Genomic DNA, 17,066 nt, shown 5'->3' on the forward strand with positions numbered 1-17,066 from the left:
ATTAAAAACTCCAGCCCGATGCGCCAGATCCGAAAGGGGAAAGCCCCGGGCGCAGGCTGGCTGCCGACCGTGCTCAAGAATTGAACGTGCCAATGCATCGCTGTCCGGTTTCATTCGACTTAATGACGCGCGCAGGGTAGCCTTCGCCGGTTCCCCAGCCACAGGTCATGCCATGCCAACCGACTTCATCACCGGATTTTTTTCCGGCGCCGCGTTAATCATCGCCATCGGCGCGCAAAATGCCTTCGTGCTGCGCCAGGGGATTCGGCGCGAACATGTGCTGGCGGTGGTGCTGGTATGCGCCGGCGCCGACGCGTTGCTGATTGGCGCGGGCATCCTCGGGTTGGGTGCGCTGATCCAGTCCGCGCCGATGGCGATGAGCGTCGCGCGCTATGCCGGCGCGCTGTTTCTGATTGTGTACGGCGTTGCTGCCGCACGACGCGCGCTGAACCCGCACAGCCTTGCAGTAACCGGCTCGGCGGGATTGTCACTGACAGCGGCGCTGGCCGCGTGCCTGACCTTCACGTTTCTGAATCCGCATGTGTATCTCGACACCGTCATCCTGCTCGGCTCGCTGGCCAGCCAACGCGGCGAGAGCGGTCGCTGGGTGTTCGGGGCTGGTGCAATCTGCGCGAGTTTCGTCTGGTTCTTTTCGCTCGGATTCGGCGCACGTCTGCTCGCGCCATGGTTTCTCAAGCCAATCGCCTGGCGCGTGCTGGATATCCTGATCGCACTGATCATGTTCGCGCTCGGCGCAGCGCTGCTGGCCGGATAGCGCACCGCCCTGTTCGGCCGCAGGTGACGCGGCTTATCGGCATTCAGGTGCGTCGCTGCTGCCGGCGGCAATCGCCCGTGCCGCGCTCAACTCCGCCTCAAGCTGCTCGATTCGCCGCAGCAGGGTCATCGCCAACACCATGCCGTGCAAGTCCAGTTCAAAATCGTCGCGCAACTTGCGCGCAAGGTTGGCAGTATGCACATCCTGCAGATAGAACGCTGTTTGCTCAACCATGCCGCCAACCGGAACGATGACGCCATTGTCGATCAGGTCCTCGAGCTCCTGGCTGGTCAGGCCGGACACTTCGGTCAGGTGCAGGGCCGAGCAAATGGTCTGGTCGTTGAGCCAGACGGATTCGGAAATGTCGAGTTTCATTTCGTCTCCTTGGTGAAGTGGCTGCGCGGGGCAAAATCCGAAGCAGCGGCAAGTTGCTGGTACAGCTCCTGTTCCGCCTGGCTGGCCGTCGCGGGAACGACCACCTGCACGACTGCATACAAATCGCCGGGGCCACCTTTTGCCGCTGGCAGTCCGCGCCCGGCAAGCCGCAGTCGCTGTCCGGCCCGGGTTCCAGGCTTGACCTTGAGCTCAACCGCGCCGCCCGGCGTCGGCACCTTGACGGTCGCACCCAGCACCGCTTCCCACGGCGCCAGTGGCAGGTCGAGCACGAGGTCATTGCCATTTCGTCGAAACAGCGGATGCGCCGCAATGTCGAGCACCACATACAGGTCGCCGGCTTTCCCGCCATCGTGACCCGGGCCGCCCTTGCCGCCCAGTCGCAAACGCTGGCCGTCGGTGGCGCCCTTCGGAATGGCGACGCGAAAGGTGCGTTTGACCCGATGCGGCAAACCGTGCGCATCGACTTCCGGCAGCTCGACCGCGACATCGACTTCGCTACCGTGATACACATCCTCCAACGACACGCTGACCGGCACCGCGTAATCGTCCCCGGCCACCGGACGTGCCCGTGCCCGTCCTTGCGCCTGCCCCGAGGAGCGGAACGCACGCAGGATATCGGCGATATCGACGTCGTCGAACGCGGAAGCGCCAGCGCCATATTGCTGCTGCCACTCGGGCGGCGGCGCGAATTCCTCGCCGGCCGGGCGCTGCCCCAGTTTGTCGTATTCGTCACGTTTTTCCGGGTTCTTCAAGGTCGCGTAGGCTTCGGCGATCACCTTGAATTTCTCTTCCCCTTGCGGGTCCTTGGAAATGTCGGGGTGATACTGATGGGCAAGCTTGCGGTACGCCTTTTTGATCTCGTCAAGCGAGGCGGTGCGCTCGATACCCAGCGCCTGGTAATAATCTTTGTATTTCATCGCGATCCTGAATTGAAGGGAAGAAATCTGGCTGTCCGACGCCCCGATCGGCCTCTACAGGCTCGCAACCTTGGGCGGCACGCACAGCCAGTATGCACCCGTCGATCAGGCAACTTGCACTTTGCTCAACTCAGTGTGCGCACCGTCGTCTCGCGCTGCCACTGCCGCGTGCTGGCGGCTTGCACGAACAGCCCGGTTTCGGCCGCATCCTGCACACCGGCGTCCTTGACGACACCGGCCTTGTCGAGCAAGGCGCGCGCGCCGGCGTCGGCCGCAATCGCCTTCAGGTGACCGAACGCGTCGCGTACAAAATCGACCGCCGCCGCTTCCCTGATCAACGCCGTTGCTGCCTCGGCGCTGAGCACGATCGCCACGGCATCGAACAGCACCGATGGCGTGCCAGCCAGTTGACCGTCAACCGCCAGACGCGACTGGTCCGACAACGTGACTTCGCCGATGTGCGGCGCGATGATCTTGTGGCGCGCGCCGGCCTGCTTGATTGCCTTGGCCAGCGCGGCGATAGTGGCGCGATCGGAGCCATCGGCAACCAGCACGCCGACGCTGCGTCCTGCCAGCGTGTCCTTCATCTTGCCGATGATTTGCAGTGCCGGCGATGGCTCAAGGTCCTGCACCGTCGCGGCGATTGGCGGCGCCTCCGGCAAGCTGTCCATACCCAGCCCGCCCGCCACCCGCTTGGCCAGCTTGGCATCAATATGACGCAGGTGGCCGACCATCGCGGCGCGGATGTGCGGGTGCTCCACCTTGGACAATTCAAACACCAGCGCCGACGCCATGTGGGCCTGCTCATGAACGGTCTGGCTCAGGTAGAACTGGCGCGCCTGGCTGTAGTGATCGCTGAACGATTCGGCGCGGATGCGGCCCTTGGTCCCGTTTTCTTCACTGGCCATGCTACGAAACCCGCTGGCGCTTTCGCGCGGGCCGTCGGCCGAGAGCGAATTCGGCTCATAGGCAACGCGCCCCTTCGGCTGCTCCATTTGCATGTGGCCATCGCGCTGATGGTTGGCGAACGGGCATTTCGGCGCATTGATTGGCAGCTGATGAAAATTGGGCGAACCCAGTCGCGACAGCTGGGTGTCGAGATACGAGAACAGCCGGCCCTGCAGCAGCGGATCGTTGGAAAAGTCGATGCCCGGCACGATATGCGACGGGCAAAACGCCACCTGTTCGGTTTCGGCAAAGAAGTTGCCCGGCCAGCGATTGAGCACCATCCGGCCAATCACTTTCAGCGGAATGGTTTCTTCCGGAATCAGCTTGGTCGGGTCGAGGTGGTCGAACGGCAGTGCATCGGCCTGCTCTTGCGTAAACAGCTGGACCGCCAGCTCCCACTCGGGAAAGTCGCCATTACTGATGGCGTCGAACATGTCGCGCCGGTGGAAATCGGAATCGGCGCCGGCGATCTTGACGGCTTCATCCCAGATCGTCGATTGCAAGCCGAGCTTGGGACGCCAGTGAAACTTGACGAAGGTCGACTTGCCCTCGGCGTCGAGCAGGCGGAAGCTGTGAATCCCGAAGCCCTCCATCATCCGCAGCGAGCGCGGCAGGGTGCGGTCCGACATCGCCCACATCACCATGTGCATGGACTCCGGCGTCAGCGAAATGAAATCCCAGAACGTGTCATGCGCCGAAGCCGCCTGCGGAAAGCCGCGATCCGGTTCCATCTTGACGGCATGGATCAGGTCGGGAAACTTGATCGCGTCCTGGATGAAGAACACCGGGATGTTGTTGCCGACCAGATCCCAGTTGCCCTGCTGGGTGTACATCTTGACGGCGAAGCCGCGCACGTCGCGCGGCGTGTCGGCCGAGCCCGAGCCGCCAGCCACTGTCGAGAAGCGCGCGAACAACGGCGTCTGCTGGCCGACTTCGGTGAGGATGTTGGCGGTGGTGACATCGGCCAGCGATGCGGTCAGTTCGAAGAAACCATGCACGCCGGTGCCACGCGCGTGCACGATGCGTTCCGGAATGCGCTCATGGTCGAAATGGGTGATTTTTTCGCGCAGGATGAAATCTTCCAGCTGCGTTGGTCCGCGCGGGCTGGCACGCAACGAATTCTGGTTGTCGGAAATGGCCAGGCCCTGATTGGTGCTGAGGGTGTCGCCGTCGGCTTGCTGGTGCCATTCACCGCCGTTGCCGACCGTGGTTGAGGGCGCCGCCCTGGTCGATTTTCCGGCGCCGTTGGCGGCAGGGGTTTTCGTCTTTGGCATGGGAATGTTCTCCGGTATGGATGATGGAAATTGCGGGCGGATTCAGTCGCCGCCGTTGCGGGCTGCGCCGGACCGAAGGCATCGGCCGGCGCAGTCCCCGGGAAACCAGTCGGTTGCCGCCAGCGCAGCATCTGCGCTGCGCCGGCGGCGCACAGGACAACTCAATGCACGAACAGTGCAATCAAAATGATGATCGGAATTGGCACGCCAAGAAACAAGAGCAGTAGTGAACGCATGGTGAATCCTCCTTAAGATTTCCTGATGAATTGAACGGTATGGGCAGGCCCGCTTCAGAGCGGAACGTGCCGCACGCCATCGCGGGTGCGGCCGCCAAAAGTGGCCGCGAGACTGGCGACAAAGGCGCCCATGAGCAGCGCGACAAACATCCAGATCGAGGCGTAAACCGTCGCCTTGCGCGCGCTGTCGGCTGCCTGGCGGGCGGCCAGTTCAGCCTTGTTGATCGCCGCCATCGCGTTGTTGAAGGCGGTATCGACGCGCTTCTCTGCATCGCCCAGCGGAATGCCGGTGTTTTTTGCCACCACCTGGCTCAGATACTGGCGGTCCGCCGGTAATAGCACGCCGGTGCGCAGGTCTTGCACCAGGATCCTGCCTGCTTCAACGCGCAGGCGTGGATCGGAGGCGCCAGGAATCTCCGCAGCCGTCGGGTCGGTACGCAACATCGTGTCGACCGTATATCCAATCGCGCCGTCGTTGCCGGTCACGCCGGCCGTTCCGGACTGAGCTGTGGCGGCAGTCGACATGCCTTGGTGATTGCCGGCTGCCACGATCATTCCGGCCGCCGCCGTGCCACCACTGGCTGCAGCCTTGGCGCCGCCGGAGACCACGTCGCCAACCACCGAACCCAGCAGCATTGCGGTCGCCAGTGTCGCCACCGACCACGCAATGAAGCCATGGGCGGTATCGCGGAAATACACTTCATCGGTGTGCACGGTTGCCCATTTGGTGCGCAGACGGCCGGCCAGATAACCGCCGACGCCGGATGCCGCAATTTGCGTAAAGGTCAGCCAGACAATCGACGACACGCCGATTGCCGTTGCGCTCGCGCCCATGCTTGCCCATGGCGACATGGCTGAAAAACCCAGCCCCACCCCGAGGATCAGCAGGATCAGCGACAGCGACGCTGCCGCTGCGGCACCGCCGAAAATGGCGCCCCAGGAGATACCGCTGGAGACGGTGTCCACGGCAAGAATTGATGTACGTTCGATGGTTGTCATTGGTACCTCCGGTTATAAAAACTGCATTCTGCTGAATTTGGAAACGCGGATATGTACGGCATCGAACGAAACTGGAGAATTCCGCGAAGGGATCAACGCAAGCGCAAAAAGACCGCGAACTGTGGGTTAGCGAACAGTCTTCGTTAGCGGTCTATCGCAACTTCCCGTTAGCGCGCCGCTTCCACTGCGTGCTCTCGCTATCCATTTTTTTTTGAAAGAGAACCATGGCCCAACCACAGAAATCCCCGTAACCGATCGACGCCGTCGCGCTGCTGACGAGCGACCATAAGAAAGTCAAACAGGCCTTCGCACATTTTGAGACGTTGGGCGAGCGTGCCTTTGTCGCAAAGAAGAAATTGGCGGACGCAATCTGCGCCGCACTGACCGTCCATGCCACCGTCGAAGAAGAAATTTTTTATCCAGCGGTGCGCGCGTCGGTGCCGAACGGCAAACCCATGATTGACGAAGCCACCGTCGAGCACGCTGGCGCCAAGGACCTGATCGCGCAACTGCTGTCGATGGACGCCAACGAAGAGCTGTTCGATGCCAAGATCAAAGTGCTCTCGGAACAGATCGAGCACCACGTCAAAGAGGAAGAAAGCGAGATGTTTGTGCGCGCCAAAAAATCCGCGCTGGATCTGGTCGCGCTTGGCGAACAAATGGCCGCACGCAAAGAGGAATTGGGCGCCAAGCCGATCAGGCTGTAAGACGGAATTGCAGGGCGCCGTCAGCGCGTGAATTCAACCGTCACCGGTCGGCTGTCGACGCGGCCCTGGCGGTCAATCACGCGCAGTTGGTAGGTGCCGGGCACATTCGGGGCCCAGGCCAGCGTCTGGTTGGCTGCGCTCTGGCCGATCAGGCCGTCGTTGGCAAACCAGAACAGGCGCTGGTCCGGCCCGGTCGCGTTGGCGCGCAGGCTGATCGGTACTGGCGCCGACAGCCGCAGCGTGTAGATACTGCCGCGGTTGGGCGAGACAATCACCGGCGCATCGCCATCGACCAGCACGGTCCCGGCGCACTCCGGTGCGGTTGGCGGCGTGCGCCGCGGCATACCGGCATCACGGAACAGATTCTGCAAATCGCTGGGCCAGTATTCGTACACCGAGCTCGTGACGAAGGGACCGTCGGCGCAAGTCGGCTGGCCGGTGCGGCTATCGATCTTCAGGGCGCGATGCAAGGTGCTCACGCGGATCGGCGATTTGCCGGGAATGAACCAGGTGCTGCTGCGCTGCGGACAGGCCGGATTCGGCAAGTCGCCGCTGGCGCTGCAGACCTCGACGCGACTGACATTTTTCGGGATCGGCAAGCGCGGTTCGACGCCACCCAGTCCCTGGCTGCGCAGGCTGTCGATGATCCGGAAAAACAGTGGCGCAGCACTCTTGATGCCGACAAAGGCCGGATTGCCATCGCCGTTGAAATGACCGATCCACACCACCAGCACGCTGTTGCCAAACAAGCCGGCGGTCCACGCATCGCGAAAGCCCCACGAGGTACCGGTCTTCCACGCCACTGCGGGTGCGGCCGGCAGGCCGGTGTCGGGGCGCACATTCGTCAGCAGCATTTGCCCGGTAATGAAGGCGGCCTCCGGCGACAACAGTTGCGGCGTCTCGACCGCGACCGTGTCGGCCTGGTACCTGACCGGCAGCAGCTTGCCGCGATTGCCGAGCATCAGATACAGCCGCGCCAATTCTTCCGGCGTCAGCTCGCCGCCGCCGAGCGCCAGCGCCAGTCCGTAATGCCGTTCGGAAGACAGCTTGGCCACGCCGGCACTCTGCAGGAAATCGTACAGGCCGGGTTGCTTGAGCCGCGCCGCCAGCGCCACGGCCGGGATGTTCCGGCTGCGCACCAGCGCCTCCTGCGCACTGATCGGGCCGACAAAACGGCCATCGAAGTTTTCCGGACTGAACGGGCCGAAGGTGGTCGGGGCGTCCTTCAGGATCGTCAGCGGATGCAGCAATCCCTGGTCCAGCGCCAGGCCATAAATGAAGGGCTTCAGCGTCGAGCCGGGCGAGCGCTTGGCCTGTGTGCCATTGACCTGGCCATCGATGGCGGCATCGAAATAACTGGCCGAGCCGACCAGTGCGCGCACTTCGCCGCTGCTGCGGTCAAGCAGCATGACACTGGCGTTGTCGATGCCACTGCCGCGATTGGCGGCGATGAATTGGCTGACGCTGCGCTCGACCACGTGCTGCACCTGCAGGTCGAGGCTGGTCCGGATGGCGCCGCTCGGGCGCGCCGCCAGCAACAGGTCAGTCAGGTGCGGCGCCTCGAACGGCAACGCCGCCATCGCATACAGGGCATTGGCGCCGGCGATCTCGCTGCGATAGCGCAATGCCTCCGGATACCTCACGCTCCATTGCTGCCACAAGCGCAGCCGTGCCGCCAGCAAGGCCGGCGACACCGTCGCACCGCCGCCGCGCTTGCGCGGGTTTTGCGGAATCACCGCCAGCGTCAGCACTTCCGGCAAGGTCAGGCGCTGCGCCGGTTTATGAAAATAGATCAGGCTGGCCGCGCCGACACCTTCGATGTTGCCGCCATACGGCGCCAGATTCAGATAGGCCTCGAGGATCTCGCGCTTGCTGTAGCGCGCCTCCAGCCACAGCGCGGCAGCGACCTGGCGCAGCTTGCCGGGCACGCTCTGGCTGGGTATCCGGTACAGGCGACGGGCCAGTTGCATCGTGATGGTCGATGCGCCGCGATGACTGTCGCCATGCAACGCCGCCGCCCGCAGCAGCGCCAGCGGATTGACGCCGGGGTGCCAGTAAAACCAGCGGTCCTCGTACAGTTGCACGGCTTGCTGCAGACGCGGGTCGATCTCGGCCAGCGGCACCCACAGGCGGTATTGCTGGTCAGCCGCCAGCGCCAGCCGCAGCAACTGGCCGTCGCGCGCCAGCAGCGCGGCCGAGGCCGGATAGCCGCCCGACAGGCGCGCATGCGGCAGGCAGCGCAAGGCCACCAGCACCAGCCCGATGGCGGCAGCGGCCAGCGCCCAGCGTCGCCACGCGCTCACTGGCGCCTCACTTCGCTTTCGTCACTGGCGCCACCAGCAAGGTCTGGCCGCCAGCCGAACGCGCCTGCAATGCCCGCACATACATCGACTCGGCATAGGCTGGCGGTACCACGAACGTGCCGCTGTTGGTAGCCTTGATGCGGTAGGTGATCTCGGACACATCGCCGCTGGCATTGCCATAAAACACCACCCGATCTTCGCGTGCGTTGGCGTAATAAATGCTGTCGCTGGCGCGTGCACCGGCCAGCCCGGCCAGGTTGCGCGCCGGTTTTGCTGGCGTTGCGCCGTCCTCGGCAGCTGGCGCTGCGCCGCTGTCGAGCACCGGTTCGAAGCCCCCAGGCATCAGGTCGACCAGCGCGATGTTCGGCACGAAGGCGGCGTCGACCGCACGCAGGCGCAGCCACACCGTGACTTCATCACCGACCTTGATGGCGCTGAGCGCCTTGCCATCGGCGCCGATGAATTCGCGTTGCACCTCCAGCCCGGCGCGCAACTCGGTCTTCGGCACTTGCCGGTCATAGCCACTTTCGGTGATCGCGTAATACGCCGGCACGCTGCTGTCGTTGGACAGGCGCAGCTTGCTGGTGCCGGCTGCGAAAGGCACCCGCGGCATGCTGTTGGCCGGCAGCGTCAGCGCCACCGCCTTGCCGTCCGCGCCGATCTGTTCGATGCCGAGCTTGCCGACGGCGTCCGGTCCGAGCGCAGTCGCATACGCATCGAAGGCAAGGATCAGATAGGCCGACGACAGGGTATTGAAGCGCTGCTCGGCCACCGGCTTCACCAGCGCCGCCATCACCGACGCCGGCAAGGCCCTGGCGCGCGCCGGGAAGTGACGCGACAGCAGGGTCAGCAACTGGGCGTCGCGGATCGAGGGATCGTAGTAGTGGTCATAAGCGAAATCGGCCGGACGCTTGACCAGCATCGCCACCTGCCGGTCGATCAACTTGCCGGCCGCACTGTCCTGCTTTTGCAGCTGGTAGGCCGAGGCCAGATAGGCGGCAGCCAGATCGTCCTGCCAGACCTTCGGAAAGCGCGCTTCCAGCGATTCACGAATGGCGGTCAGCATCGGCGTGGTGACGATCATCTGGCGCGTCAGCAGATACGCGGCATAGGCGCGCACGCGCAAGTCCGGCAAGGTCGAGGCCGGGCTGGCGGCCAGACTGCCGGCGTAGGCGATGGCCTTTTGCAGCATGTCGGACGGCACTGCGACACCGCGTTCGCGCGCCTCCTGCATCAATTGCAGCGCATGGATCGAGGCAAACTCATCGGCCTCGACCGAGGCTTCCCACAAGCCAAAACCGCCCTCGGCATTCTGCCGCGAGCGCAGGAGGCGCCAGGTGTCGTCCAGGCTGCGCGCGGTCGGCAGCTTGGCGCCGGCACTGTTGAATTCCGGTCGCTGCGACAGCACCAGCAGCGGCATCGCCTGGCTCACCAGCTGTTCGGTGCAGGGATGTTCGAAGCTGGCCAGATACGACGACAGCCCCGATGCCAGCACCAGCGGCACCGTCGAGACGGCGGCGTCGAGGTTGCGGTATTGCGCGAACATGTCGCGCGTGACCGGCACCGTCGCCGAGCCATTGAAACTGCCGACGGTCAGCTGGGTGCGTTTGGCAACCGCTGGCCGCACCGACACATCGGTTGCCAGCGTCGCGCCCCTGGCGCCCAGCGCGGCCGAGAAATTCAGCGTCGCCGAGCCGAGCAGCGCACCCGGGCCGTCCAGCACCTTGACGCGGAACAGCGCCACGCCTTCGCGCTGCTCGGAAATTTTCAGGGTTTGGGTGGCGCTGCCGAGCACCTGCAGATGCGCCGAGGTTTTCAGTCCGACCGCGATCGCCGCATCCTTGCCGGAGCCGCCCAGATTGTTGGAGACGCCGACGCTGACATCGAACTCATCACCGGGCGTGACGGCCAGCGGCACGTTCGGCGACAGCACGAAGTCGCCGCGCACGGTGGTACTGCCCTGCGCCACGCCGACCGCGGCATCATTCACCGCCACCGCCATGACGCGCACCTTGCCATTGAAGTAGTCCGGCACCGGGATGCTGAATTCGCGCTCGCCCTTGACCTCGACGATGCCGGACCAGAACACCATCGGCTTGTCGCGCTTGCGCTTGAACGGATTGAGATGCTTGCCGAGGGCGCCCTCGGCGTCGCCGCCCGGCGCGCTGGCGGCCATCAGCTTCTTGAACTCCGGCAGGATCAGGTCAAGGATCTGCGACGTGCGCACTTCCAGCATGCGCTTCTGGAAAAACAGTCCGAGCGGATCGGCCATCTGATAGCGCGCCACCTGCAGGATGCCCTCGTCGACGGCGAACAGCACCACCCGGGTCGGCTGCGCGGCGGTGAGTTTGACTTTCAGCGCCTGGCCCGGCTTGCTCAGCGCCGGCGTGTTCAGGGTGAGGACGTTGGTACGCGCCGCAAGGCTGGTGGCGAACGGCATCACGCCATAACTCAACGGGCTGGTGAAAATCTCATCCGAGCCCGGGTCGCGCACGAACTGGACACTGACATAGCCATTGCCTTCGAAGTCCTTCGGCAATTTGATTTTCTGCACCGAGGCCAGCGTGTCGGTCTTGAACCATTGATGCACGAATACCTTTTCCCGTTCGATCGTGATCAGGCCGGCGCCGACGTACGGCGCGCGCACGCTGACTTCGATGTCCTCGCCGGGCAGGTAGTCCTTCTTGTTCAGCGTCAGCTGCAATTCCGCGTTGCGCTCCAGGCTGCGCGAGACATTGCCCTTGCCCGCCACCGCGTACTCGATGCGATTGAATTCGAGTCCCTGCGCATCGCGGATCACGTAGGCAAAGTTGCCCGGCGTGGCGGTGGCAAGCGGCAGCGTCAGGCCGGTCGCAGGCAGCGCCAGCGGCGCGCTGCTGATCGTGATTTCCTTCTTGCGCGACTCGTACTTGTAGCTGCCATTGCCCTGCTTGGTCAGCACCGAGACGAACTTGCGCTCGACCAGATCCAGCGTCAGGCCGGTGACGGCCGTCTTCGCCGCCTGCGGATTGATGGCGATCACGGAGACCGTACGCACTGCATTGCGCGAGACGAAATCGAGCGCGCCATCGGGCTTGAAGCCAACCAGATACGGCAGCTCCGACACCAGCGTCGCGACTTCCGCAGCGACGCCACGGCCGCCCTGCGCTTCGAATGCCCGCGCCAGGAAATGCACGCGATAGGTCGCCTTGGCGTATTTCTCCAGACCGAGTTCGAACTGCGCATCGCCCTGCTCGTTGGTGGTCTGGTCGGCGCGCTGTTCGCTGTAACCTTCCTTAGCGCGCTGCGGATCGTAAAAGCGGTAATCCGGATAGCGCGCGAAGGCCGGAAAGGCTGGCGTCAGGGTCACCTCACCGGTGACGCGCCGGTTCTCGGCCGGCGTGCCAAACAGGTTCTGGGCATTGACCAGCACCTTCAGGGCTTTCGGATTGATCCAGCCGTCGCTGGCCTCGGCCGAAAAGCGCGCGGTCAGCTTCATCCGGTCCGGCTGGAATTCCTGCACCTTGATGGTGGTGCTGCCCAGCAGTGCACCGGCTTCGCCATCCTTGACCAGATACAGATTGATGCCATAGCTGCCGGTCGGCGCGCTGTCCTGGGTGGTGTGCGACAGCTCGATGAAGCCACCGGCCGGCAGGGTCAGTTTTTCGCGCTTGATGACCAGCCCGCGCGCGTCGACCACTTCGCCCAGCAACGGCAGGCCGACGATGCTGGTGGCCCAGTTGGCCGGCTTGACGATGAGTCCGATGTGGAAGGTGTCGCCGGGCCGGTAGATGCCGCGGTCGCTGAACAGATAGGCGCTGAGCTGGTCGGCCACGGCGGCGTTCTTGGCACCGCCGACTTCGAAGCGCGACATGTCGAGCCCGCGATCAGCCCGGTTGAGCGGCAGGAAACTGAGGTCGCCGGCTTTCTTCACCAGCAGCATCAACGGCGCACGCTCGCGCGAGAGGCCGTCGATCCTGGCGAAGTGCGCATGGCCGCTGGCGTCGGTCGGCTGCGACAGCAGCGTCACGCCATTCTTGCCGACGATCTCGACGCTGGCGCCGTCGACCGGTTTGCCGGTGAAAATCGACTGCACGTAGACGTCCTGCGAACCGTCCATCGCCTTCTTGACCAGGATGCCCAGATCGGTGACCAGCACCAGCCGCTTGTCGCTGCGCACGGTATCGTCGCCCTGCGCTTCCTGCGCGCCCTCGCACTGCTCGCCGCAGTCGGCCTCGCTGGCCTCGGCCGGTGCTTCGCCCGGTCGCCGCGCCGCGCTGGCACGCTGCTTTTCCTCACGCGCATCGGCCGCCGGATCGTAGCTGGTGACGGTCAACAGAAACAGGCCGTGGCGATCGGCGCCGTCTTTCTTCAGGTACTCGCCCAGATCGACCGCCTCGTAGTGCGCGCTGCCGGGCGCCTGTTTCGGCAACGGGATCTTGCGCTCGAAGCGCTCGATCAGATTCTCCGGCCCGAAGCGATCATAGAATTCCGGACTGGCGAAATTGCCGCTCGATTGCGACACCAGATGCTGCAACTGCCCCGGCAGGACACGCCCGATATCCACCTTGATGCCGGGCAGATCCCGCGCCAACAAGGCGATCTTGTGCTCGCCGCTCAGGCTGAGCAAGGCGCCCTGGCTGAGGATCTTCAGTTCGGACGGATACGACGGCACCACCACCACATCGTGCCGGGCCTTGCCCAGCAGGTAGCCGCCAAACGAAGCGATGCCGGCGTCGACCCGCACATAAATCTGACGGCCAACATCGGCCTGGTAGCGCACGCTGTGCACATCGGTAAATTCATGCTCGGCCGGAATCGGCGTCAGCACCAGCGCCGACGAACCGGCCAGCACGGCGTCGGTGACCTCGCTCAGATTCCACTGGTGCGGTTCGTCGTCATTACGCTCGGACGGTTTCGAGGACGGATGAAACTTCGGCAGCACCCAGGCATGCAGGGCCTTCTGCAGAACCTTTTCGTGCACCAGCGCCGAGGTCGCCAACACCAGCACCTGCTCCGGTTCGTTCTTGTCGTTGGTGACGACCTGCGGCGTGATGGCGCTGATCTTCAGGCTGTTCAGACCCGGCACCGCGACGCTCTGGGTCAGTTCCTGCTTGAGCTCGTTGCCGCCGCGCGCGGCGCTCAGGCCGCTGGCCAGTGCAAAGCGCATCGTCGTGTCGTCCTTCGGAATCGGCAGGGACACCGAGCGCACGTACGCGTTGAGCCTGAACTTGTCGTAGCTGACCGTGAACGGCGCGGATTCCTTGCCAATGCCGAGCACGCCATCGGATTGTTTGGCCAATTGCAGCGTGATGCGTTTTTCCAGTTCCGCCGGCGTGACCGGATGGGTGAAGCGCAGCTCGACCACGACCTGCTTGGTGACCGGGACCGTCGGGTCCTGATAGAAGGTGGCGTTGCTGATCGAGGCCGCAAACGCGGCGCTGGAAAAGCTTGCTTCGGATTCGGCAAGCCGCACGTTCGGCTTGAACAGCGCGGGTGCAAACGCCACTGCGTAGTCGGCGCCAGCCGGCCAGTCCTGGCTGGGCACGAAGCTCAGGGTCTTGTCGTCGTCCCAGTGCCAGACGCCCGCCGGATTCGGCTTGACGGTAATGCCGCTGCGGACGTCCTTGCCGATCAGCGCCAACGGCGCGACCGACTTGCTGAAGTTGATGACAACGTGTTTCGGCAGACGCGCAGCGGCGTCGTCGCTTTCGATTTCAGTGCGCGCGGGTGCGACGATCTGGAAGGTCACCTCGACCGGCTTGGGACGCGCCTGCCACCACTGGTAACCGTACCAGCCCGCCGCCGCCAGCAACGCCAGCATCAGCAACCCAGCGGCGCTCTTGCGCGGCGCCGCCCGCATCGCCGTCGCGCTGCGCCCCAGCATGCTGCCGGACCAGCGCAACCAGCCCGGCGCCTGCCAGCTGACGCGTCCGAACAGCAGCGCCAGCAGCGCCGCAACGACGCCTCCGATCCAGCGCAACGTGACGCGGGCAGCCTGCCGCAAGGGAGAGATTGGGCGATCCGGTTCGGTCATGCTGGCTCCGTGGTGTTTCTCGAAAGGAACGCAGAGCATAGCGCACGGCGTTGCAGATACGGCATCTTTTCCGACCAACTTTCATGCTGTTCGCGCCGATGCGACACATTCAATGCGGCCGTCGCCAACAGCCGCGTATTTCGCCTGCGGCAGGGGTCGCCGGGTCAGAATGTCACGCCTGCCCGGATCGCCTGCCGCACCACCAGCACGACGAGCTCGACGATGGCCCACGCCAGCGCCGCCGCAAACAGCAGCGGAATGATGCGGTTGGCGACAAGCGCATGGAGCCGCACCAGAAATGCATTGCAGCGCAGGAATCGGGCGAGCGACAGCGTCGGTGTCAGCGGCAGCGCCTGCCCGCCTTCCTTGAGTGCATCGCGGTCGCGCCGCACGCGCACGAGGATCACCCTGCGCCATGCGACGGCGGCGATCATCAGCACGTCCGGCAACAGCAGCGCCACCAGCAACGGGCTGTCGCGACCCCGGGTCAACGCCACCAGCACCGTCAGCAGCGCCAACCCGATCAGCACAACCAGCGCGGTCGCCAATCCACTGCGTGCCGAGCGCACCGCCCAATCCAGATAGTCGATCCGACTGGCACGGTGCCACGCATAACGGGAACGGTCGTGAATGCGCTGCGCCAGCCCCTGACCGGCCGCGAACGTGATGGCCACCAGCGCCAGCGCACACAGCATCGCGAAGGGTCGATTCTGCAGCGCCTGCAACCAGGGATGGGTCCAGGCCGGCACCCAGTTCGCAGCGAGCGCGAACAGCCCACCGGTCAAGCCCTGCCAGACTGGCGTGAAGCGCGCCGACCAGTCCGCCAGCGTCGCGAGCAGCGCGCCGCCAATCCACGGAAGCGCCGACAGCAGCGCCGTGCCGGCCCGGGCATAGAACCCGGCCGCGTAGGGAAACGCCACCACCGACAGCGTCGAGAACAGGCAGGCAAAATACATCACGCGCCGCCACCAGATGGTGTCGTGCACCTGCCGCACCATCTCGTCGTCGACCGGTTCGCCGGGCGGATTCAGGCTGGCGATCGCCGCCTTGAGCGCGGCGGTGCGCGCGGCCGCGTCACCGGTCGCGGTCGCCGGCCCGGCGTCTTGCAACACCAGCGTGCGGTCGACGTCGGCGAAGCCATGCATCGGCAGCAGCGACCCATCCGGCGCCAGCACATTGAAGGTGCTCGGCAGCGAGATCGGGGCATACGCATCCGAGCCGTGCGCCATGCGCATCACGGCACTGCCATGCACCACCGGCAGGATCGGTTTCTGGTCGCTGCCAACGCCCATGTCGAGCGAACGCGGTCCGTACCGGTAGTACGACGCCAGCCCGGCGCGCGAGTCATAGATCCGCGCAAAGGCCGAGCGGTCACCGCCCAGACTCAGCAGCGCCGCGGTATCCATGCGCACGCCGGTCCGCACCAGCTGGCTGACCATCCAGTCGAACGAGACCAGCGACAGCTTGTCCTCCGGATAGCCGCCGCCGACATTCGAGTGCACGCCCGCGAACCAGACCTGCGAGATCCGTTTCTGGATCAAGCCATCGTCACTGCTGCGCTCGTCCGATTCGTCGAACAGGATTGGATGGAATGTCTGGCGCTGGTCGTCCAGCGACAGCGCATGACAGGCGCGCTCGACCTGCGGCGACAGCTTGCGGTCGGCCGTCAGCATCGGCCAGAGCAGCAGCGAAATCCCCCACTTCAATTCATCGACCGGCATGCCATACGCGCCGACGCTGTCCCACAGCCCGAGAAAGCGCACCGGAACGCCCTTGCGGGCCCCCTTCAGCGCACTGCTCGCAGTCCGGTTGAACGGATACAGCAGCGCATCACGCAGCCGTCGCCCGAGCCAGACCAGCGGACTCCACGAGCGAAACCGCTCATCGCGAAAGCGCCGGTACGCCAGCACCGCATTCGCATGCAGTTCCTGTTCCGACCCGAACGGCACCAGCCCCTGGTTGACGATCAGCCCGACCAGAATGCGGATCGTGAACGCGCCGCGACTGAAGCCAAAGCCATGGATCTCGTCGCCGTCCTCATGATTGCGGCAGATGAACTTGTACAGGTCGATGACATTGCGCTTGAGCCCGTAGCCAAACACACCGCCCAGCGCCGCCAGATATTTGTTCGACGAGGTGCCGACGCCATCATCGTATTTCGCCAGCTGGTCCGGCAGCGCCTGATCGACGGCCTGAAACAAGCGCCAGACGTTGGTTTTCTGGGCCTTGCCAGAGCTGTTGCCGGTGCCATCCGAGAAGACGAGGATGCGTTTCATGGGTGCGGATTCCTTTGGGCGAGCGTGAGCGATTCGACCGTCGTTGCGTGCGCGCTGCATGGTACGGGCATGCGCATGCGCCATAGTGTCATATTGGCAAATGTAAATTTGCAGTGATGCCTATGGAAACGCGGATTTATTCGTCAATACCGGCCAACTTATTTCGAAGCATAACCGTTATAGCAAGATAGCCATCAACACTTCCCCCAAGATGAAGCC

At 64.3% G+C, this 17,066-nt stretch carries 9 protein-coding genes; 2 read left to right on the forward strand and 7 right to left on the reverse strand.

The window, feature by feature from the left end; genetic code table 11:
• Positions 1-172: 172 nt before the first annotated feature.
• Positions 173-775 carry a LysE/ArgO family amino acid transporter gene (locus RCH09_RS15795; RefSeq protein WP_326942091.1) on the forward strand — a complete coding sequence of 201 codons (603 nt, stop codon included), beginning with the start codon at positions 173-175 and terminating at the stop codon, positions 773-775.
• A 33-nt stretch (positions 776-808) separates the two neighbouring features.
• On the opposite strand, the gene RCH09_RS15800 is transcribed toward RCH09_RS15795, so the two are convergent.
• The 4 genes from RCH09_RS15800 to RCH09_RS15815 all read right to left on the reverse strand — a co-directional run bounded on the left by RCH09_RS15800 (position 809) and on the right by RCH09_RS15815 (position 5,545).
• Complete coding sequence (locus tag RCH09_RS15800; protein WP_326942092.1) at positions 809-1,150, reverse strand: chaperone modulator CbpM; 342 nt, start codon at positions 1,148-1,150, stop codon at positions 809-811.
• Positions 1,147-2,088 carry a DnaJ C-terminal domain-containing protein gene (locus RCH09_RS15805; RefSeq protein ID WP_326942093.1) on the reverse strand — a complete coding sequence of 314 codons (942 nt, stop codon included), beginning with the start codon at positions 2,086-2,088 and terminating at the stop codon, positions 1,147-1,149. The genes RCH09_RS15800 and RCH09_RS15805 overlap by 4 nt, the downstream gene beginning before the upstream one ends.
• A 125-nt stretch (positions 2,089-2,213) precedes the next feature.
• A complete protein-coding gene (locus RCH09_RS15810; RefSeq protein ID WP_326942094.1) occupies positions 2,214-4,310 on the reverse strand; it encodes a catalase in 2,097 nt (698 codons plus the stop codon).
• Between the two features lie 290 nt (positions 4,311-4,600).
• Positions 4,601-5,545 carry a hypothetical protein gene (locus RCH09_RS15815; protein ID WP_326942095.1) on the reverse strand — a complete coding sequence of 315 codons (945 nt, stop codon included), beginning with the start codon at positions 5,543-5,545 and terminating at the stop codon, positions 4,601-4,603.
• A gap of 272 nt (positions 5,546-5,817) precedes the next feature.
• Here RCH09_RS15815 and RCH09_RS15820 point away from each other — a divergent pair, with 272 nt between their 5' ends.
• Positions 5,818-6,252: a hemerythrin domain-containing protein gene (locus RCH09_RS15820; protein WP_326942100.1), complete on the forward strand. Its 435-nt coding sequence runs from the start codon at positions 5,818-5,820 to the stop codon at positions 6,250-6,252.
• Between the two features lie 20 nt (positions 6,253-6,272).
• Here RCH09_RS15820 and pbpC read toward each other — a convergent pair whose 3' ends face one another.
• The 3 genes from pbpC to RCH09_RS15835 form a co-directional block, all read right to left on the reverse strand.
• Complete coding sequence (gene pbpC / locus RCH09_RS15825) at positions 6,273-8,555, reverse strand: penicillin-binding protein 1C (protein ID WP_326942096.1); 2,283 nt, start codon at positions 8,553-8,555, stop codon at positions 6,273-6,275.
• A gap of 7 nt (positions 8,556-8,562) precedes the next feature.
• Positions 8,563-14,571, reverse strand: coding sequence for an alpha-2-macroglobulin (locus RCH09_RS15830; RefSeq protein WP_326942097.1), 6,009 nt, complete (start codon positions 14,569-14,571; stop codon positions 8,563-8,565).
• Between the two features lie 164 nt (positions 14,572-14,735).
• A complete protein-coding gene (locus RCH09_RS15835) occupies positions 14,736-16,847 on the reverse strand; it encodes a DUF2235 domain-containing protein (protein ID WP_326942098.1) in 2,112 nt (703 codons plus the stop codon).
• Positions 16,848-17,066: the final 219 nt, after the last annotated feature.

This window comes from Actimicrobium sp. GrIS 1.19 (assembly GCF_035984655.1).
GTDB lineage: Bacteria > Pseudomonadota > Gammaproteobacteria > Burkholderiales > Burkholderiaceae_D > Actimicrobium.

Excerpts from the sequence above, each read along its gene's own strand:
- RCH09_RS15795 (WP_326942091.1), top strand. The coding sequence starts at position 173 with ATGCCAACCGACTTCATCACCGGATTTTTTTCCGGCGCCGCGTTAATC.
- RCH09_RS15800 (WP_326942092.1), bottom strand. The coding sequence starts at position 1,150 with ATGAAACTCGACATTTCCGAATCCGTCTGGCTCAACGACCAGACCATT.
- RCH09_RS15805 (WP_326942093.1), bottom strand. The coding sequence starts at position 2,088 with ATGAAATACAAAGATTATTACCAGGCGCTGGGTATCGAGCGCACCGCC.
- RCH09_RS15810 (WP_326942094.1), bottom strand. The coding sequence starts at position 4,310 with ATGCCAAAGACGAAAACCCCTGCCGCCAACGGCGCCGGAAAATCGACC.
- RCH09_RS15815 (WP_326942095.1), bottom strand. The coding sequence starts at position 5,545 with ATGACAACCATCGAACGTACATCAATTCTTGCCGTGGACACCGTCTCC.
- RCH09_RS15830 (WP_326942097.1), bottom strand. The coding sequence starts at position 14,571 with ATGACCGAACCGGATCGCCCAATCTCTCCCTTGCGGCAGGCTGCCCGC.
- RCH09_RS15835 (WP_326942098.1), bottom strand. The coding sequence starts at position 16,847 with ATGAAACGCATCCTCGTCTTCTCGGATGGCACCGGCAACAGCTCTGGC.